Origin of the sequence: Anabaenopsis sp. FSS-46, from assembly GCF_029891665.1 — a bacterium.
GTDB classification, from domain to species: domain Bacteria; phylum Cyanobacteriota; class Cyanobacteriia; order Cyanobacteriales; family Nostocaceae; genus Anabaenopsis; species Anabaenopsis arnoldii.
On the sequence record NZ_JANQDG010000071.1, the window covers coordinates 1 to 20,706 of the forward strand.

A 20,706-nucleotide genomic window follows, 5' to 3' on the forward strand; every position below is an offset into this window, starting at 1 on the left:
GGATGATACTAGATATATATAGCAGGGGGCAGGGGGCAGGGGGCAGGGGGAAGCCTTGAAACGCTTGAATTTCAACGGTTTTATCTTTTGTTTGTGTCCTAACCACCTTGGCGGTTGCTATAGTTCTCTGTGTGGGAGGAGTTATTTAGTTGCTCTGCTGAATAGATGTAAAACCTATATAAATCAAAGGTTTGAGGTTACTAAAAAAGAAAATAGGTTCAGGGTTTTTGAAGGGTTTACCATCAAAAGTGTACATTTTGGGTTAAATAAATCAGAAAATTTGGGGATGACAGATAGCTGAAACTGTTCGGTGTGTTCCCCGTTCCCTATTCCCTGTTCCCAACCCTAGTTAGGAATCAGTTGTAAAATCACATCCATGTCTGATCAAGTTTGGTTATCACATCTGCAAAAACACCGGGCGATCGCCGTTATCCGCGCCTCAGATATGCAATTAGCTGCCAAAATGGCTATGGCGGTCGCCTCTGGGGGAATGCAGTTAATTGAAATTACCTGGAATAGCCATCGCTCCGGGGAATTAATTAGTCAATTACGGGCAGAATTACCAAACTGTGTAATTGGTACTGGTACCCTGTTCAATGTCCAGCAACTGCAAGAGGCGATCGCCTGTGGGGCGCAATTTCTCTTTACTCCCCATGTTGATGTGGCGATGATTCAAGCCGCACTAGCCAAAAATGTCCCCATTATTCCTGGTGCTTTGACCCCCACAGAAATAGTCACCGCTTGGAGTCACGGAGCTAGCTGTGTCAAGGTGTTTCCCGTGCAAGCTGTGGGCGGGGTCAACTACATTAAAAGTTTACAAGGGCCTCTCGGTCATATTCCTTTAATTCCCACTGGGGGAGTCACTCCAGACAATGCAGAAGATTTTATCCAAGCCGGGGCGATCGCTGTGGGTTTGAGCGGTCAATTATTCCCATCATCACTGGTAAAATCTGGCAATTGGCAGGCGATCGCCCGCCACTCCCATCAACTCATGGAGCGATTGAATAATCGTACCCTATAATACCTTAATGTAAGCATTCTAGCACAGAAAAAATCACAAGTCAAATGCCAACTATATAATAGTTGTTCTAGTTGTTCAATTACCCGTCCGTTGCTGTATTATTGGTGTGCAATGTCTGAGTTAATTTTGTTTTGGCATCGTCGTGATTTACGTATTTCCGATAATACAGGACTAGCTGCGGCTAGGGAGCGGAGCGCCAAAGTAGTAGGGGTATTTTGCCTTGACCCCCAGATTCTGGAACGAGACGATATTGCCCCCGCCAGAGTAACATACATGATTGGCTGTTTACAAGCACTGCAACAGCGATATACTCAAGTAGGTAGCCAATTATTAATAGTTCATAATAACCCCATCCCGGCCATACCAGCCTTAGCAGTGGCCTTAAAAGCCAAAGCCGTATTTTGGAACTCAGACGTAGAGCCTTATTCCCAAACCAGGGATCGGGAGGTGATGTCTGCGCTCAAACAACAAGGTATTGAATGTCAGCAAACTTGGGACCAATTGCTGCACCCACCGGAAGAGATTCGTACAGGTGCGAAAACTCCTTACACTGTTTATACTCCTTTTTGGAGAAATTGGAGCAGCAGACCCAAGGCGCAGCCAGTAGCAACCCTAGAAAATGCCCTAGGATTAACAGAGACTGAGGCAGAAACTGCCAAACAAGTAGGGGTAATTGAATTACCCTCAGCCCAAGACATAGGATATATTTGGGGGCAAGAATTAATTATTCAACCGGGAGAAGCCCCGGCACAGGCACAGTTAGAGCAATTTACTAATTATCATATCACAAAATACCAAGAACAGCGTAACTTGCCTGGAATTGATGGCACATCTAGACTGAGTGCGGCTTTAAAACTTGGAGCTATTGGCATTCGTACAGTGTGGCAAGCCACCTTAGAGGCTGCAGAACATAGCCACAGCGAAGAAGCAGAAAATAGTATCCGCACATGGCAACAGGAATTAGCCTGGCGGGAGTTTTATCAACACGCCATGTATAACTTCCCCGAATTAGCTTCAGGTGCTTACCGCGACACCTTCAAAAACTTTCCCTGGCGGAATAACCAAGAACATTTTCAGGCTTGGTGTGAAGGTAAAACCGGCTATCCTATTGTAGATGCGGCCATGCGGCAATTAAATCAAACTGGCTGGATGCATAACCGGTGTCGGATGATTGTCGCCAGTTTTTTAACCAAAGATTTAATTATCAATCCCCAATGGGGAGAAAAATACTTTATGCAGAAACTCATCGACGGTGATTTATCTGCAAATAATGGCGGATGGCAATGGAGCGCCTCTAGTGGTATGGATCCCAAGCCCTTAAGAATTTTTAACCCAGCCAGTCAAGCCCAAAAATTTGATGGGGAAGGAGAATATATTCGCCAATGGGTATCAGAACTCCGGTCGGTAGACTCAGAATATTTAGTCACAGGCAAAATTCCACCTTTAGAATTACAAGCCTGTGGCTATCCCGCCCCAATTGTAGATCATAAAGTACAACAAGCTGTATTTAAGCAGATGTATCAACAGCAAAAGGCTTGATTGACAATCCCCACGCATCAAATCGGGGGATTTGTAGTAAGAGCTTATACATCAACCCCCAAAAATCATTAATTCTATGAAGAAATGATGAAATTTTGAGCATATAGAGATTTAGGCTACCAATACGCTACACTAAGAAAGTACAACAATTGTACAAATAAATACAAAATAATATGAATAATCAAGTCTACGAGGTATTTGAAGCTATCGAATTTAAAGCCAAACTACTGGCTCAATGCTGGCAGAATTTTCACATAGAAATCTGCCAGCACTTACCAGAGACATATCTACCGGAAATAGAAAAACTGTCCCATAACCTGGAAACAGCCTTAAATCAACTGGTGAATGAACTGCGTTATCCCACTCTTACCCTAGCTACCACAGGAACCACCAGCAGCGGTAAAAGCACCTTAGTTAATTTACTCTGCGGAGCGGAAATTGTACCAGTAGCGGTGAGTGAAATGAGTGCTGGTACTGTGACTATTGAATACAATACTCAAAAGTCTTTAGTCATCTATGAAACCCCAGGAGCATTGTGGGAGTGTGGAGAATGGAAGGGTATTACCGAAGAGAAAATTTATCAGCGTCTCTACCAGGCGATGATCACTTATATCGAAAACCGAGAAACACAACCCAACTTAGCTTGTCCACAATCTAAAATTTTTTACCCCATTAGACTTTTAAACGATTCCCAATGGGAACTACCACAAGGTACCACTGTCAGAATTCTGGATTTACCCGGTTTAGCTTACGTGGGTGATCAGGGTAACGCTAATGTGATTAAACAGTGTCGTGAGGCTCTGTGTATAGTCACCTATAACAGCGCAGAAACAGATTCCCAAAAAGTACATAGTTTACTACAAGAAGTAGTACAGCAGGTCAAAGATTTAGGCGGTTCTCCCGCGAGAATGCTATTTACTTTGAATCGAATTGATGTTTTCCGCGCTGATAAAAACTGGCCAGAAACAGAAAATCGCTTTTGTGAAAGCACCATAGCTAATATTAAAAGGGAGTTAACCCAGCAGCTAAGGGAATACTCAGAGGAAATCGAAAATTTAGAAGTAGTCAAATTAAGTACATGGCCCGCCTTGTTATCCCTGCAAATGCAAAGTTTTGATACTATTTACAGCGGTGAAGCGTGTAAAAAGGCGGATAACTATTTTAGTGTATTAATTGAAGATATATTAGAAGATTTGCCCCGGAACACTCAAAAATGGTCTGTTCACGACAAAAACAGAGTGGCGCAAGCATTATGGCAAAAATCCTATGGACAGGAATTTCACGATAACTTAAGAAGTCATATTAATCAATATTTTCCCCAGTTAGTCATCCCTCAAATCATAGAACGGTTTAATATAGCTGCTGGAAATGCTGTTAGAGAGTGGTCTTTACAAACAACAACGGCTATTGTTAATAGTTCTGAGGAACAATATCAACAAGAGTGCGACAAAATATCACAAACCAGGTCAGCGCTACAGTCATTACTTGAAGAAAGTGATGCACAGCTTAAAAAACCCTGCGAAGACCTAGAACTAAAAGTTAAACAGGTTTCAGCAGGGGAATCAACAGAAGACTTAGTTAATCACATCAAAAAGGTAATTGGGGAACTGCAAGCACAGGCACCTTATAATCAATTAGGAGAGAAATTATTCCCCATATACGGATGCTTCCCGGAATTGAACAAGGTAATTAACCAAGTATTAGAAGCAGTTGCAAAGTCTTTAGAAACCGGAAAGGTAGATTTAGACACTCCCAACTTGAAACGAGCCAATGTATTAAGCGTGAATTTACTCTCAAAAAATTTGCAGCGTTTAATTAACTTGGGTTATACAGGTTCCCTAGCTAAAGAAGGGAAAAAGATGGAAGCGAGGACAGAAGCACAGAAAAAAGAACTCAAACAGATCAATGAGGAACTCAATGAACTAGCTATACATTTAAACATTATTTTGCAAGATGTATTAAAGCAAGTTTCCCAACAGGTGGTAGAGAGAATTTACAATTCAGTTTCTGAATTATTCCGTTGTCATTTGGCTTATATTGAAGAAAATGCCAATAATCAGGCCCCCCATATAGCCATCAAATTCCCAGAAGGACAACTGATTAAAGTTGACGCTAACCAATTGACATTTAATTTCTCCTTTCAAAATGGTTTTCCTATTCATCAAGGAACTTGGGAAGAACAAATCAAGGTAGAAAAAAAAGAAAGAGTCTGGTATACTCTATGGATATGGGAAAAAACTTTTTATGAAACTGAATATCAAACCCGTTCTAGTGATAATGCGGCAATACCTAGTGTAGAAGATTTGCTGACCAGTTGGATTATTCAGTCGAAACAGCAAGAAGCAGAAATAGTCAATAAAATCGCCACTTGGTTAATCACACAAATTAATTGTTTAAAAAAAACCGTATCTCAAATTCAGGATGATATTATTGACCGTTATCAAGCCAGACTGGATAAAGCACACCAAGAAACTACTTTAGATTATGAAAAACAAAGAAATATCTGGGTACCTATGCAGGAAAAAGCTCAAAACCTCTCTGAAGATTTTGATAGCTTAGGACAAAGTTGGAACCTGAAAAGTTGATTTTGCATATAAATTCAAATACAATCATATGCACCCATCAAAATTAAAAGAACTATATCAACAATATCAACAAGTGTATGCTCAGGAGTATGATCATATCAAGGGTCAGAAAGTGGGAGTTTTATATGCGGTAATTTACCGTATCCTTGATTCAGATAAAACACAAGCTGATCAAATTTGTCAAGATTTGGGAATTGAAGGTAACTCTAAGTTGAAAGATGATTTATATATGTTAGGTAATTTGATAAAAAACAACTTATTAAATATTAGCAAAAATACTTCGCAGAGTCCAAGCGGAGAGCAAATGATTAATGAAGACTTGTACTTCATTATTATTATTATTGCCTTGGGAATTTTATTAGTTGATTTATTTCTAAAAAATAGAGAAAACACACAGTTACCATTAAAATCTCCGATTGCTCCAACCCCTGCTACTCCCCCAAAAAAGAGTGAATCTGCATCTTTATGTCTGGTTGTACCAGCATCAGTAGCGAGAAAATTTACCAACAATAACCCTATTAATCAAGCTGACATCAAGGACTTGATAGGTAATGCTTCCTATTTTCTGTGTACTAATGATCAAAAAGCTGATAGCGTCCAGGAGAACCTAGATTTAACCGACGAGAAGATCACAGATATAAGTGAACAAAGAGAAGTTTACATCAGAATTAACATTGCTGATGGACAAGACATGATCGGGAAGCAAATCTCATACACTTTAAAAAGTAATCTACCTGCTCATGGTCAAGGGGTGATCCGCAAAATAGCTTGTATTAAATATTTATCTGTGTTGGGTTTAGAAGAATTTAACAGGATTTAAAGGATTTGCCAAAATGGATTGGAAAACAGCATCTTCCTACTATGAAACTCGTCTGAGCGATGCTTTAAATATTCAAAGACACGCTTTGAGTTTAGCTAATTTACCCCAAGCACAAGTTCCTACTAAATTAATAGAAACTCTGATCCAAGAAGCAGAACCCACCCGTCGTCAGTTGGAAAGACTGCAAAAACGGGAGTTCCGGATTGCGGTTGTGGGGTTAGAAAAAGCCGGAAAAAGTACCTTTGTCAATGCTTGGTTAGAATGTGACTTACTCCCAGCAAAGGGAGGAAGATGTACATTTACCACTACACAAATTTACTCCGTTGCAAATGAGTCTGAACAACGACTAGAGGTACAAGCTAAAACCGAAGCTGAATTTACCAACTTACTCACGGAACTAGAAAAAGCCAACGCAAAGGAAGACCTGAATACTATCCACGCTAATCAAGTAACTTTACAGCAAGTGAGGAGGGAAGGCGATCGCATTTTTCCATTTACCAGACTAGAAGATATTAAAGAACTGTTAAAAAAGTATGTAGCTGATGAAAGATACGCTCATGCTGTGTTAGAAGCAAGACTTTATACTAACAAACTTGCACAAGCTGAAGGAGTTGTTTTTTATGATGTTCCTGGTTTAGATTCAGGTTTAGCAAAACACGTTGATGAAGCACAGGAAATGCTATCAGACTGTGACGCTGTGATTTTGGTACAGCGTTTTACTAGTCTGAGAGAGAAGGAATTAGAAATCATCAAATTTACGGAACTAGGGGATAAAAACGTCACCGTTGCTGATAAACTGTTTGTGTTTCTCAGTCGCATTGATTCTATAGCTAGTCCTGAAGCACTAGAAACCCATATCCAAGAAGCATCTCAAGACTGGTCAAAACGGGCGAACTTACCTAGTCAACGTCTTGTTTCTGGTTCTGCTGGTGCATATTTGATTTTAAATAATATAGCAGGACCACAGACTAAATTAGAAATTGGTGACCCCAGTAAGATTGCATCTGATTTACAGCGATTAACTGGGATTACCGATGCAGAAAGTCTCAAAACCAATGCTACTGGTATCCCAGCTATTAAAGACAAAATCTTTAATTATATCAATCATGAGCGTGTGAATATTTTAAAGAAACGGTGTGAAGCTTCTCTGAATAAAATCATTAGCACCTCTGAACAAATTTATCATCTAGTTGGTCAGAAGCACCCGGAAAATACTGAGGAAGCAAAATTATTTGCAGAAAATAATCGACGAGTTTTATTTGCAGAATGGTGGAATCAAAAATGGTTAAGCATTAAAGCTGATTTACAACAATATTATGATGACTATGTATCTAGAAACACATTAGAAAATTTAACTACTGACTCCTTACCCAAAATAGAAAAATTCCGCCAAAGATATCTGCAAGTTGTCAACAGCGAAATGCAGAAACTGCGGGAGGAAACATTGCAAAAGAAAGATACTATTTTTTTGGCTAATTCCAATCCAGAATTTGACCGGATGAAAGCTAACTTTGCTTGGCGTGATGATTTATATATTGATATTACCAGGGTGTTATCAACAATTGCCCATGAACTTGCTCTAGAATTAAAGAATGAAGGATTAAAGTTAGTGGAATACATGACCACTTTATTATGGGGAAGTGATCAAGTTAAAGCTAGATTAATTGAAAATTCCGAAGCTTATTTTTTATCTAAGTTAGAAAATAGTTTAAGTGTGTTATTTTTACGCTTTGCGCGTCCAGTAGCAGAGGTGTTAATTCGCGGTCCAGTTAACAGTGATACCCGCAATAAAATTGTGAAAAGTTTGGGAGTAGATATTGAAATTGTTGATAACTATTATACTGGCTTGGAACCAGGTTATAGTGTTTTGAAAAGATATGTAAAGTATGGTGCTGATTTGCTGTTTAACCCGGAAACTCGCCAACAGGTGTTAGGGGTGACAGAGGTAACACTATCAAAATCTGGGATGACGGAACCTATTGTACCACAAGAATCCGTAACTTTTGAAGTGGAAAGTGATATTAATGCCTTTGAAGAATACTTATGTGCGGCAATTTTTGATGCAGCCAGTTTTGAGTCCTATTGTGTTCAAGAACTCAAGGGATTAGTTGATAGTTTTAGAGATAAACAAGGTACTTGGACAGGGGTGGCTATGAATGAATGGTTACAAGGAAATCCATTACTTTTAGCTGAAATTCCCCGGAGTTTGCAAGGAACAACATCTGATTTAGAGGTTAGTGAAAGATTAAAACAGTTATCTATTGCTTTAAAAAGGAGCAGTTGGGAAGAAACGCTAAAAGCAAGTTAGCATTTTTTTCTGGTAAAATGTTATACTAGCCATTGAATCATGACTGTAAACAATTATATCACAACTCCAGATGAATTCAAAGTTAAATATACAGGAAATGGCGATCGCGATCGCCGCGCAGAAAAACAACCCCACCATTTTAACCCCAGACTTTCTCAAATACAGTGGTATTGTACCCAGTGAGTGGGAATTAGCCAAAGCGCCAATATTGACCAACAGTGCAGCCCAGGTTACCTTTCAAAATGGGATTACAGTCATAGCAGACTTAAATCGGATTATTTTCGCACAACCTCTGTCTGTACAAGCACAAAAGCAAGTAGTACAAATTGCAGCCATTGCTCATAAATATATTCAGACCCTACCACAAGTAAACTACAAAGGCATAAGTATCACCTTTCGGGGTCATGCGCCATTTGATAACCAAGAAAATGGGACGCGGGAATATATATACAGAACCCTGTTAAATTCCGGATCATGGCTAGAATACGGTACAACGCCAGTACAAGCGTCTCTGAGGTTTATGTACAATCAACCGGGGGTACAAATGAATCTAGACATTAACGAAGCACTCCTGCAATTAGCAGAGCAAACCTCAAAAAAGGTTGTATTATTTACCGCTAATTGCTTACACCCCATCAACCAAGAAGACGAGAAACAGGGTTTAACAGCTTTAGCTCAAATCATCGATAACTGGGAAACAGACCTGAAGATGTATCAGGAAGTTGTGAATAACAAGTTCTTACAACCGCTGGATAATGTAATTCAGTTTAATCTCTAACTAAACTCGCCTAATTCCCCAAGGCTTTATAGCCTGGGGATGCAATGGTGAGCATTTAAACGCAACATCCTTGAAATATTTTTTAGTGACTACATTAATATTTGAGAGTCCAGGAATATTTAGCATAGGTACTCAAAAAGTCTTATATTGCGAATAGCTACTTATTTACAAGAAAAATATTGTAGTCACTAATACAATTTATCAGGTGCAGCATTCATGAAGTTTATGAGAAGATCAGCGTTAATTTTAGCGATCGCTCCCCTAATATTTGCTATTACGGCTTGTAACAACCCAGAAGGAACAACAAACACAGCCAATAATCCCGGAACACAAACAACTCGTAGTCGTTGGGATACCATCAAAAGCCGTGGTCAGCTAATTTGTGGTGTCAGTGGACAAATCCCAGGGTTTAGCTTTGTGGAAACTGACGGTAAGTATAGTGGTATCGACGTGGATATCTGCCGAGCGATCGCATCTGCTTTATTTGACAACCCAGATGCAGTAGAATTTCGCAATCTGAGCGCCCAAGAGCGATTTACCGCAGTCCAGACAGGGGAAGTAGACGTTCTCAGCCGTAACACCACCTGGACTCTCAGCCGCGCTACTTCCATCGGTCTAGAATTTGCCCCCGTTGTCTTTTACGATGGTCAAGCGATCATGGTGCGCAAAAATAGTGGAATTAATTCCTTGACAGATATGAAAGACAAAACCATCTGTGTTCAAAATGGAACCACTACGGAGCAAAATTTAGCAGACCAAATGAGGAAACGAAACATCACCTACAAGCCCATCGTCTTTGAAGATATTAATGTGACTTTTGCCACTTATGCTGAAAAGCGTTGTGATGGGATTACAGCTGATCGTTCTGCCTTAGTTTCTCGGCGAACCACTCTACCCAATCCAGAAGATAACGTCCTTCTGGATGAAATAATTTCCTCAGAACCCCTAGCACCAGCCGTTGCTAAAGGTGACTCTGTATTAGCTAGTGCAGTGACCTGGGTAGTTTATTCCCTGATTAAAGCCGAAGAGTTGGGGATTAATTCGCAAAATGTGGAACAATTGGCTACTAGTAACGACCCAGATATTAAACGCTTTTTAGGCACAGAAGGCAACCTGGGAGAAGGACTCGGTTTAACAAACGACTTCGCCGCCAGGATAGTCAAACAGGTCGGGAACTATGGCGAAATTTACGATCGCAATCTGGGCCCAAATACTAACCTGAATCTCCCTCGCAGTCAAAATCAACTATGGACAAAGGGCGGATTACTCTATTCGCCGCCGTTTCGGTAAAGGGGAAAATCACTCATGGCTAATCCCAAACCACCTATATGGCGAGATTATCGGTTTTGGAACATTGTAGCACAACTGATGGCTGTATTGTTAGCAGCAGTTATGGTGATGATTCTGTGGGGTAATCTTCACCGCAATTTGCAGCAGTTAGGCATTCAGTTAGGATTTGATTTTCTCCAGCAGCAAGCCTCTTTTGGGATTGGTGAAAGCCTACTGAATTACCAACCAACTGATACCTACACTCACGCTTTGTGGGTAGGATTAGTGAACTCATTGCGGGTGGCGATTTTAGGTATTTTCTTCACGACCATTGTAGGGATTAGTGCCGGGATAGCGAGTTTTTCTGATAACTGGCTATTGCGAAAGATTACGAGTATTTACGTAGAGATTTTTCGCAATACACCTTTACTGCTGCAATTATTATTTTGGTACTTTGCTGTATTTTTAGGTTTTCCCACAAGAGAGGAGAAAATTTCCCTCTGGGGATTTTTGGGACTCAGCCAAGATGGACTAGAACTGCCTTGGTTTACTTTATCTCCAGAGTTTTCAGCTTTATTGCTGGGTTTGGTGTTTTTCACTGGTGCGTTTATTGCCGAAATCGTTCGCGGGGGTATTCAATCAGTACCAAAAGGGCAATGGGAAGCAGCGCGATCGCTAGGACTTCCACCATTATTAATTATGCGTCTGGTCATATTTCCCCAAGCCTTGCGGGTAATTCTTCCGCCACTGACCAGTCAGTATTTAAACTTAACTAAAAATTCCAGTTTAGCGATCGCCATCGGCTACCCCGATCTTTATTTTGTCGCCTCTACCACCTTTAACCAAACCGGGAGAGCCGTAGAAGTCATGTTGCTACTGATATTGACATATCTCACCCTGAGTTTAACTATTTCCCTAACAATGAACTTATTCAACCGCCAAGTGCAGATCAAATAAGTAGGGTGCAGGGAGTAGGAAGCAATGACCAATGACCAATGACTAATGACCAATGACTAAATTGACTTGGTTACGTAAAAACCTCTTTAGTAGCTGGTATAACAGCTTATTAACTGTTATCTGCTTATTACTGTTGTTTTGGACGGTATGGGGATTACTGAATTGGGCAATTACTCAAGCACAATGGGCAGTGATTTGGGTGAATTTACGTTTATTTTTAGTCGGTAGATTTCCTCAAGCCTTATACTGGCGAGTTTGGATTGTCCTGGCGATCGCTTCCACCTTCAGTGCGATCACTGTGGGTGTATTCTTTAGTAAACAACAGTTGACAAAGCGCCAAGCTGCATATGCCTTGATTGCGGGATTCTTGTGCCTGATTTTCCCCTGGGATTTGACATCCCGCCTGTGGTTGCTGTTGATTGCAGTTTTGCTGCTTACAGGTTTTTGGTTAGGAGGTAAATTTCATCAACTAATAGCACCTTGGCTTTCTCTAACATGGTTGCTGTCCTTCCCCGTAATTCTGTGGCTAATTGGCGGTGGATTTGGCTTACAACCCGTATCTACCAACCTTTGGAACGGTTTATTACTAACTTTACTCATGGCAGTTGTTAGTATAATACTTTCCTTTCCCATTGGTGTTTTACTAGCATTAGGACGCACCAGTTATTTGCCTGTAGTGCGTTGGTTTTGCATCTGCTACATTGAAATTGTGAGAGGACTACCGCTAATTGGAATTTTGTTCTTAGCCCAAGTCATGTTGCCATTATTTCTGCCCACAGATTTGCGTTTAGATCGGTTATTGCGAGGAGTTGCGGGACTAGTATTATTTAGTGCTGCTTACATGGCAGAAAACGTGCGTGGCGGACTGCAAGCGATCCCAATGGGACAAATCGAAGCAGCAAAAGCATTAGGACTGAATACACCTTTAGTAGTAATTTTAATTATTCTCCCCCAAGCTTTACGGGCGGTGATTCCAGCAATAGTTGGTCAGTTTATTGGCTTATTTAAAGACACTTCCCTATTATCTCTGGTGGGATTGGTAGAACTCACGGGTATTTCCCGTTCTATTTTGGCGCAGCCCCAATTTCTGGGACGCTATGCAGAAGTTTATTTATTTATTGGATTAATTTACTGGATATTTTGTTACTTGATGTCCTTAGCCTCTAGACGATTAGAAAGACAATTAAATATTAGTCAATAGAGCAATATTACTAATGATTCCCAATTTAGAGCCTATGTCAGAGTTACAACCAATAATTGTTGCTGAAGATGTTCACAAATGGTACGGTAAATTTCATGCTCTCCAGGGCGTGAGTTTAGATGTCAATCGTGGAGAAGTGGTAGTTTTGATGGGACCTTCTGGTTCTGGTAAGTCAACCTTTATCCGCACATTTAACGCTTTAGAAACATACCAACAGGGAAAAATCATCATTGACGGTATTACCCTTAGCCATGACTTGCAAAATATTGAAATGATTCGGCGAGAAGTCGGGATGGTCTTTCAGCAGTTTAATTTATTTCCCCATTTAACAGTACTGCAAAATATTTCTTTAGCTCCCATTTGGGTGCGGCGGTTGACAAGGCCAAAAGCTGAAGAATTAGCCATGCAACTCCTAGAAAGAGTTGGTATTTTAGCACAAGCGCAGAAATATCCCGGACAATTATCTGGTGGACAGCAACAACGGGTAGCGATCGCCCGTGCTTTAGCGATGAAACCTAAAATTATGCTCTTTGACGAACCCACCTCCGCATTAGATCCAGAGATGGTCAGAGAAGTATTAGATGTAATGCGGAGCCTGGCTAGGGATGGGATGACGATGGTAGTAGTTACCCACGAAGTCGGATTTGCTCGTGAAGTTGCTGACCGAGTAATTCTCATGGATAGTGGTTCCCTGATTGAGTCAGCTACACCTGATGATTTTTTCACCAACCCCAAGGAAGCCCGGACGCGAAAGTTTTTAGCGCAAATTCTCTAGAATCTCTAGGGTTAGGGGGGGGTTGGGTAACTCCTGGTCTGGGATTTCCGGGTCATGGAGAATAATCCGCGCGTCCAGGGCGATTAACTTCTCAGAAGAAGCTAATAAAGGGTTAATGTCAATTTCTTTGATTCTGGGTTGTTCCACAACCAGACGACTAAATACTACCATGAGTTTTTCTAGAGCCGCTATGTCAATACTTTTGCGCCCCCGCACCCCTGTAAGTGCTTGATAGATTTGTGTTTGTTCTATCATCCGCCGCGCCAAGGTAGTATTTAAAGGAGGAAGGGCGATCGCGTAATCTTTAAACACCTCAGCTAACTGACCCCCAGTACCAAACAGTAAAACCGGTCCAAACTGAGCATCTACAGTGCTACCAACAATTAACTCATAACCGGTGGTTTTTACCATCGGTTGCACAGTCACCCCTAAAAAGTCTTTCTCTTCTACTTGCTGACGAATTAAATTATAAGCCTGAGTTACAGCTGTGGAGTCCATTAGGTTTAACTGCACACCTCCCACATCAGTTTTATGGGTAATAGTGTGGGAAAATAACTTTAACACCACGGGATAACCAATAGTTTCGGCGCATTTAACCGCTGCTGCTGGACTATAAGCCACCTCTGTGGGCACTATATTAATACCATAGGACTGCAAAATCTGCTTTGACTCTAACTCTGTTAAAATCTGGCGTTGGGCTGTTGTAGCAGCTGCAATAGTTGCTTCTACAGTTTTATAGTCTGGGGTTCCCGTGGAAGAATCCGATATTAGGGGGGTTTCATAGATACCTCGTAAATTGTAACTCGATTGCCACATATAACAAAACATCCGAGCGGCAGTATCAGGATAGGGGTAAGTAGGAATATGGTGTTTATTTAAAATCATTTGTCCCTCTGCTACCTCTTCTCCTCCCATCCAACTGGCCAGGATGGGAACTGGTTTAGTTTTTACGGTTCGACTCCGCTCACCGACCACAGATGCTTGCTGGAACTCCTGGACACAATCCGCCAACATCTGGGCTGTTTGAGTCGGGTCTGTCATTGCTTGGGGGGTGAGGATGACTAATAACCCGTCGCTCTGTGGGGTATTTAAAGCCACTTGTAAGGCTTGGGAGTACCGCTGTGGGTCTGCATCCCCCAGGATATCGATGGGATTACTCACAGAACTATGGGGCGGTAGTATTTTTTGTAACTCTGCTTGCATATCACCTGGTATGGGGGCAATTTCTCCCCCTGCTGCAATTAAAGCATCTGTAGCTAATACCCCCGGTCCCCCTGCATTAGTTAAAATTGTCAGCCGTGGTCCAGAAGGGCGGGGTTGTTTTGCTAAGAGTTCCGCCATATTAAATAGGTCAGAAATACTATTGACACGCAAGACCCCACAACGGCGAAAAGCTGCATCTAGCACTTCATCACTCCCAGCCATAGCACCGGTATGGGAAGCAGCGGCTTGGGCTGCGGCCGCTGTTCGTCCGGCTTTGATGACAATAATGGGCTTAGTCAGAGCCACTTTCCGAGCCGCACAGAGGAAGGAAGCAGCATCCCCAATGGACTCCATATAAATAATAATACTTTTAGTCTCCGGGTCATCCCCGAGATAATCTATTAAATCTCCCCAACCTATATCCAGCATAGAACCTAGGGAGACGAAGGCGCTAAAGCCGACATTTTCCCGGAAACTCCAATCTAAAATGGCAGTACACAGAGCGCCGCTTTGACTAATAAAGCCCACATTTCCCCCACGGGCGATTTTACTAGCAAAGGTAGCATTTAAACCAGTCAGGGGAGCCATGACACCTAGACAGTTAGGGCCAATAATGGGGATTTTACCTTGGCTAAGTGCTCTAATCTCCTGTTCTAAAATTACTCCCTGGGTGCCAATTTCCTTAAAACCGGCGCTGAGGATAATCGCACCCTTAACCCCCGCTGCTACACATTGCTTGATGATACCGGGAACTGTGGGGGACGGGGTAGCAATTACTGCTAGGTCTATGGGTTCAGGTACATCAAGGACAGTAGGGTAAGCTTTAATCCCCAAAATACTATGATGTTTGGGGTTAACTGGGAAAACCGTACCCCCAAAGGGGTTACTAATCAGGTTCCACAGTAGGGTACGTCCTACACTCTGTTTTTTCTCACTCGCGCCAATTACTGCTACTGTCTTGGGTTTAAAAATAGCATCTAGGGGGTTTTGCTTTTCCGTGGGGTGAAGCGTTGAACTGGTTCTGGGTAGTGAATTTTGCATAGGTAAATCAATCGGTACTCTTGGTGGTTGAGGGTGTGAAATTGAGAAGGGTAGAAATTTTTGCTAATGCGATCGCACATCCAGCTTGAGCGACAGCTGAGAATTTATGGCCGAAATCAACATTAACTGCAGGAATTTTTACCCACCAAGACCGGGGGGAACAACCATAAATCGCCTGGGTAAAAGTCAGAAGAGCGGGAGGGTTACCGGTGTGTGTGGTGATGATGTGGTCGGAGTTGGGTGTAATTAATTCTAGTTCCACTTGAGTGCTGTGGGTGGTCAAACAAGCATCAATAAAAATTGCTAAATCGACATTAGCTAAAATATCGGCTAGTTCTGGGGTGAGTTGGTGAACCGCTAGAGTTTTTACTTGCTCTAACTGCATTGATTGTAAAGCCTGGGCTACCCATATCCCTACACCGTCATCACTGCGTAACTGGTTACCGTAACCAATAATAACAATCTTACTTGCTGTCATATAACTAAGAGGATGTTTGGAAAGTGTTAAATAGGTAATTTTTATATTAGGGAACAGGGAACAGGGAACAGGGATTAGGGAACAGGGATTAGGGAACAGGGAACAGGGAACAGAGAACAGGGAACAGGGAACAGAGAACAGGGAACAGGGAACAGGGATTAGGGAACAGAGAACAGGGAACAGGGAACAGAGAACACACCGGAAGAAACAAAATCAAGTCCCATTCCCTTGTGAAGGGAATGGGGAGGGTGGGGTAAAACAATATTTGATACACTAATCATACCTTTTAAAACATCTTCTCAAATATCTATCTTTAGATAGATGATAAAATTACATCCATAGTATATAATTTACCCATGCTAGGTGTGACATTTTTTTTTAGTTTGAGGGAACAGGGAATTGGTGTGTACTTCATGAGCCGGAAAAAGGCTATATTACATCTTTTCTTGTCCGACGAGGTTACCGATCGCAGAAGGGATAAATTTATGCTTATGCACGCTACTAAATGTGTAATTCCTATTATCAAGTCTCCGAAAGATTATCAAACATATCGGATTAGTCCAGATGATTCTAATCGGTTGGCGATTATTTTTGATTCGATGAATGCTAATACTTCCTTGACTTGCTGCGTAGAAATTTTTGACGTGGGGGGTCAAACACCACCGAATCGTCATCAATGGGCGGTAGAAATGTTTTTTGTGCTCAAGGGGGAAGCCCTAGCAATATGTGATGGTAAGACTGTGGAAATTAAATCCGGGGATAGTTTGTTAGTACCGCCTACTGGAACTCATTTGATTAAGAACACAGGTAAGACTCGGTTGTATACTTTAACTGTGATGGTTCCCAATGAAGATTTTTCCGAATTAATTCGTAGTGGTATTCCCGTTGAGTTAGATGGGGAGGATATGGCGGTGTTAGGGAGAGTAGATGGGTTGATGGGTTATTGAAAAACTGTAGAGATGCTTTTGGGTGAATAAATTTTGCTACCCTTAAGAGTGAGAGAAGCTCAAAGAAGAACAGTTCTATTAGTCAAATCAATAGCAGCGAGTCAAGCAGCCTGTGGTGACAATTGGTTTACTATGGAATACAGAGGAACAGAGATGGAAGCTAAATTAACCAAACCATCCCCAGCACTGACAGAAATTCCCCTGGGGTATCTAAACATCATGGGTTATGTGGATGAGTCAGAGGTTAACGGTCCTGGTCGTCGTGCTGTTGTGTGGGTACAAGGTTGTCCTCGTGAATGCTCTGGTTGTTTTAATCCTGAGTCTTGGTCATTTGAGATTAATCAATTAATTGCTGTTGACACTCTGGCTGAAAATATCCTCAGCAAACCTGAGAATACAGGTGTGACATTTTCTGGTGGAGAACCATTTTGGCAAGCCACGGCATTAAGTGCATTGGCCCGTAAGCTCAAAGCGGGGGGATTAAATATCATGTCTTTTACTGGGTTCACCCTTAAACAATTACAGTCGGAATCTGCTCCCCCAGATTCTCAGGCCTTATTAGCAGAACTAGATATCTTGATTGATGGGCCTTTTGTGGAGTCTCTAGCTATCAATTCTCCCACGTCTCTGGTTTCTTCTAGTAATCAAGGGGTTCATGTTTTTAACCCAGAGTTAGCAAACCAGATGACTTGGGCTAGCGACCAGATAGAAATACATATTCTCAAGGATGGTAGCCGGATTGTGACTGGTTATCAAGGCGGTTTGAGCAAATAATTATCATCAAGACGGAGACGTTCATGGGAACGTCTCCACAAGGAGTAGTTAATTTTGTATTAACCGGTAACTTGAGATTCTACAACACCGATGGGACAAGTAACATTTGTCCCCCCTAGACCACAATAACCATTGGGGTTTTTGGCGAGATACTGTTGATGATAGGCTTCTGCGTAGTAAAATTCAGGGGCATCTAAGATTTCTGTGGTAATCGTACCATAACCTGCTTTGTTGAGAGCTTGTTGATAAGCTTCCCTTGATGTTTCTGCTAGTTGCTTCTGCTGTGGGGAATAAACGTAAATTCCCGAACGGTATTGAGTACCAGTGTCGTTACCTTGGCGCATTCCTTGGGTGGGGTTATGGCTTTCCCAAAAGACTTTGAGTAATTGAGTGTAACTAATCACCTTGGGGTCAAAGACAACTAATACGACCTCGTTGTGACCAGTCATTCCTGTACACACTTCATGATAAGTGGGGTTAGGGGTGCTACCCGCAGCATAACCCACGGCGGTTGTGTAGACTCCTGGAAGTTGCCAAAATTTGCGTTCTGCACCCCAAAAGCAGCCTAAGCCAAAGATTGCTGTTTCTAATCCGGCGGGAAAAGGAGGTTTGAGGAGATTGTGATTCACATAATGTTCATTAGGTACTGGCATTAATGAGCTTCTTCCTGGTAAAGCTTCTTCTGGAGAGGGGATAGTTAGTTTTTTTCCAAATCCAAATAGTCCCATAGCTTTTAAGTTTGATTTGTCTTAAATTTATTTACGTTACTTAATATTGTGACATACTCCTACACTGACGTAGGGTGCCCCGGAAAAAACTCATGGATGATTCGCATTTTGCTCACTGCCAGAACTTTTACAGAAAGGAATGTACTATAGGTAACATACGTCCTAATTGTTCTTGCCCATTTATAGCCAAGTCGCTGTGACATAAATAGAGTTGATCGCTGACTCGAGAGAGTAAATCTGCCAAAATATGCGGTAATCTTCTTTCTTTTAGCAGATTTTCATCTTCTGCTGTCCAAGGTTCCCCTAACCTCTGTTGTAAGAATAATTGTGACCCAAATAGCATGGACGCACCGCCTTTTACCCATAACGGGGAACCAACATCTAACCAGAAATGCCAAGGGTGAAATGTTCTGCTAGAACGATACTGGAAAATAGTTGTGAGGGTAACAGCTTTGCTACCTGGTCCAATAGGACGCAAGGGGTAGGGATTGGCGGTAATAGTCCCACGTCGCAGTAGTTGTATAAATTCAGCAATGGTTGTGCTGGAATTCCCCTGGGGTAATCGGCTATGAATTTCCCAATAGTGTTGAGCGGTTTCTAGCAATTCGCGCAATGCTGCCATTTGGTCGTAGGGAAGATGAGAATTTGTCAAGAAAAAGTCTTGAATCGCTAGGAATAAAACAGAAATGGGATTGGAAGTTAAACGGCGCTGTGATAGCGTAGCGCTGCTGCAAGGTGATCGCTGTTTTTCTAACCACTGTAAAATCTGATGATAAGCTGTAGTAGCGGCATAGCCGATGCGATCCCAGCGATCAAATGCGGTAACTGGTAGCAAGTGGGGATGGTCGGGATGAGGTACAAAACAGTAATCTGCAATCAATCCGGCGCGTACTGGGTCGATGCGGGGGGAAAATGAGGAAGAATGATCAACAAGTTGTGTTTTTCTACTCAAGATAACTAACATTTCGGCTACCGCATCTCGATGTACTAGGCGACCTAGACCCGGATAGATTAGTGTTAGCATGGTCAGTAATGCACGAATCACAGATGAAGTAATCAGGGGTCGTTGGTGGTTGAGTGATTGGACTGGTATATTTTGCTTGGTGAGGATTTCTACTAAAGTATAACGAGCGATCGCATCTAGACCAGGGGCGATAATTGCTACTTCTTCTGGTTTAACCCGTCCGGATTTGATAGCTTGAGTAATTTCCTTTGCTATATTTCTTAATAATTCAGCCCGAGAGGTGGTTTTAATTAGCCGTGCTGGTGGTGGTAAGCTAGATAACATCATCGATGGGGTGATTAAGTCTAGCATGGGGGTCAAAAGTTTATCTGATAAACTTGGTAAAGGTGATGTAGTTAATGTCTGAATCCGACAACGCTGTGCTAAACCCTGCAAATAATCGGGGTCAGCCCCCAATCCCAGACGTGATGCACCATCTGGGTTATAGCTAAATGCACCCACTGCACCTTGATCCAACAAAAAATCAAACAGTTGTCGCGCTACTCCTGGGTAATCATCAACATCATCTGCCACTATAGCTTGATAGCGTTGATTTAAGTGCTGTTGGTAGTTGGGATGGCTGAATAATTTCTGACTATAAACTTCAGTAATTATACCATAACTAAGCAATCCCCTTTCTAAACACCAGTTGCGCCAATCTAGCAATAAAGATGCCACAGAATCCGGCTCTAAATCCATGGGATTTTCTTGTAAGCCTGTGTGCAGAATGTCACCAATATCTTCACAGCGGGTACCACTGTAAGCGGCTAATTGTAATAAATCGAGGAGGCGGCGTACTAAACGGTACTCGTTGACTCCTGCACGGCGCACAGTAGCTGCATCCAACTGGGAACCCCATAATTTTGTAGCCAATTCTTGTTCAGTCTCAGGGCGTAATACTATGGGGAATTGTGCTTTGAGATTTAAAGATTCAATTAATAAAGGCCAAAATAAAATAACTTCATCCTGAAAAAAACCCATCATCGTCTTGACTCGAAGTGGATATTTTCCCTGAGTAGCTGTAGCGATTTTATCAGCCAAAGTACGACGATTATCACTATTTGCAGCTAAAACCAAAACTCCCGGATGTGTTTTTTGCAGATGTAAGAGTGGTTGTATGGACTGGGCTGGTTGCTTTCCTAGTTTCTCGGTGTCAGATAATGGGGAATTATGATTTTCAGTTTGCAGCCAATTAGACAAATTCTCTACCAAGCGCGTCGTTTTACCACTGCGACTAGGACCTTCAACCCAAATAGAATGAGAAATCACAAATACTCCC

At 41.9% G+C, this 20,706-nt stretch carries 16 protein-coding genes; 12 read left to right on the forward strand and 4 right to left on the reverse strand.

The window, feature by feature from the left end:
* Nucleotides 1-376: 376 nt before the first annotated feature.
* From NWP21_RS08250 to NWP21_RS08295, 10 genes are all read left to right on the forward strand, one after another.
* A complete protein-coding gene (locus NWP21_RS08250) occupies nt 377-1,021 on the forward strand; it encodes a bifunctional 4-hydroxy-2-oxoglutarate aldolase/2-dehydro-3-deoxy-phosphogluconate aldolase (protein WP_280792311.1) in 645 nt (214 codons plus the stop codon).
* 111 nt (nt 1,022-1,132) lie between these two features.
* Nucleotides 1,133-2,560 (forward strand): FAD-binding domain-containing protein, encoded by a 1,428-nt coding sequence (locus NWP21_RS08255; RefSeq protein ID WP_280792312.1) that lies wholly within the window; start codon nt 1,133-1,135, stop codon nt 2,558-2,560.
* Between the two features lie 173 nt (nt 2,561-2,733).
* Complete coding sequence (locus tag NWP21_RS08260; protein ID WP_280792313.1) at nt 2,734-5,145, forward strand: dynamin family protein; 2,412 nt, start codon at nt 2,734-2,736, stop codon at nt 5,143-5,145.
* 28 nt (nt 5,146-5,173) lie between these two features.
* Nucleotides 5,174-5,965: a hypothetical protein gene (locus tag NWP21_RS08265; protein ID WP_280792314.1), complete on the forward strand. Its 792-nt coding sequence runs from the start codon at nt 5,174-5,176 to the stop codon at nt 5,963-5,965.
* A 13-nt stretch (nt 5,966-5,978) separates the two neighbouring features.
* Complete coding sequence (locus NWP21_RS08270) at nt 5,979-8,273, forward strand: dynamin family protein (protein WP_280792315.1); 2,295 nt, start codon at nt 5,979-5,981, stop codon at nt 8,271-8,273.
* Nucleotides 8,274-8,343: 70 nt separating this feature from the next.
* Nucleotides 8,344-9,051, forward strand: a complete 708-nt coding sequence (locus tag NWP21_RS08275) for a hypothetical protein (protein ID WP_280792316.1) — start codon at nt 8,344-8,346, stop codon at nt 9,049-9,051.
* Nucleotides 9,052-9,276: 225 nt separating this feature from the next.
* Nucleotides 9,277-10,341: an amino acid ABC transporter substrate-binding protein gene (locus tag NWP21_RS08280; protein ID WP_280792317.1), complete on the forward strand. Its 1,065-nt coding sequence runs from the start codon at nt 9,277-9,279 to the stop codon at nt 10,339-10,341.
* A 15-nt stretch (nt 10,342-10,356) separates the two neighbouring features.
* Nucleotides 10,357-11,277, forward strand: coding sequence for an ABC transporter permease subunit (locus tag NWP21_RS08285; protein ID WP_280792319.1), 921 nt, complete (start codon nt 10,357-10,359; stop codon nt 11,275-11,277).
* A gap of 52 nt (nt 11,278-11,329) precedes the next feature.
* The gene (locus NWP21_RS08290; protein ID WP_280792320.1) at nt 11,330-12,478 is read left to right on the forward strand and encodes an amino acid ABC transporter permease; all 1,149 of its coding nucleotides are present in this window, start codon (nt 11,330-11,332) and stop codon (nt 12,476-12,478) included.
* A 34-nt stretch (nt 12,479-12,512) separates the two neighbouring features.
* Complete coding sequence (locus NWP21_RS08295; protein ID WP_271734968.1) at nt 12,513-13,253, forward strand: amino acid ABC transporter ATP-binding protein; 741 nt, start codon at nt 12,513-12,515, stop codon at nt 13,251-13,253.
* Here the strand turns inward: NWP21_RS08295 and NWP21_RS08300 are convergent.
* The gene (locus tag NWP21_RS08300; RefSeq protein ID WP_348519763.1) at nt 13,236-15,497 is read right to left on the reverse strand and encodes an acetate--CoA ligase family protein; all 2,262 of its coding nucleotides are present in this window, start codon (nt 15,495-15,497) and stop codon (nt 13,236-13,238) included. The genes NWP21_RS08295 and NWP21_RS08300 overlap by 18 nt on opposite strands.
* Nucleotides 15,498-15,504: 7 nt before the next feature.
* On the reverse strand, nt 15,505-15,975 hold the full coding sequence (locus NWP21_RS08305) for a hydrogenase maturation protease (protein ID WP_280792321.1): 471 nt from the start codon (nt 15,973-15,975) through the stop codon (nt 15,505-15,507).
* A 491-nt stretch (nt 15,976-16,466) separates the two neighbouring features.
* Here NWP21_RS08305 and NWP21_RS08310 point away from each other — a divergent pair, with 491 nt between their 5' ends.
* Nucleotides 16,467-16,922, forward strand: coding sequence for a cupin domain-containing protein (locus NWP21_RS08310; protein WP_280792339.1), 456 nt, complete (start codon nt 16,467-16,469; stop codon nt 16,920-16,922).
* Nucleotides 16,923-17,075: 153 nt separating this feature from the next.
* Nucleotides 17,076-17,696 (forward strand): 4Fe-4S single cluster domain-containing protein, encoded by a 621-nt coding sequence (locus NWP21_RS08315; RefSeq protein WP_280792340.1) that lies wholly within the window; start codon nt 17,076-17,078, stop codon nt 17,694-17,696.
* A 59-nt stretch (nt 17,697-17,755) separates the two neighbouring features.
* On the opposite strand, the gene msrA is transcribed toward NWP21_RS08315, so the two are convergent.
* Together msrA and NWP21_RS08325 are read right to left on the reverse strand one after the other, a co-directional pair.
* A complete protein-coding gene (gene msrA, locus NWP21_RS08320) occupies nt 17,756-18,424 on the reverse strand; it encodes a peptide-methionine (S)-S-oxide reductase MsrA (RefSeq protein WP_280792322.1) in 669 nt (222 codons plus the stop codon).
* Between the two features lie 127 nt (nt 18,425-18,551).
* On the reverse strand, nt 18,552-20,696 hold the full coding sequence (locus tag NWP21_RS08325) for a recombinase family protein (protein WP_280792323.1): 2,145 nt from the start codon (nt 20,694-20,696) through the stop codon (nt 18,552-18,554).
* Nucleotides 20,697-20,706 lie beyond the last annotated feature (10 nt).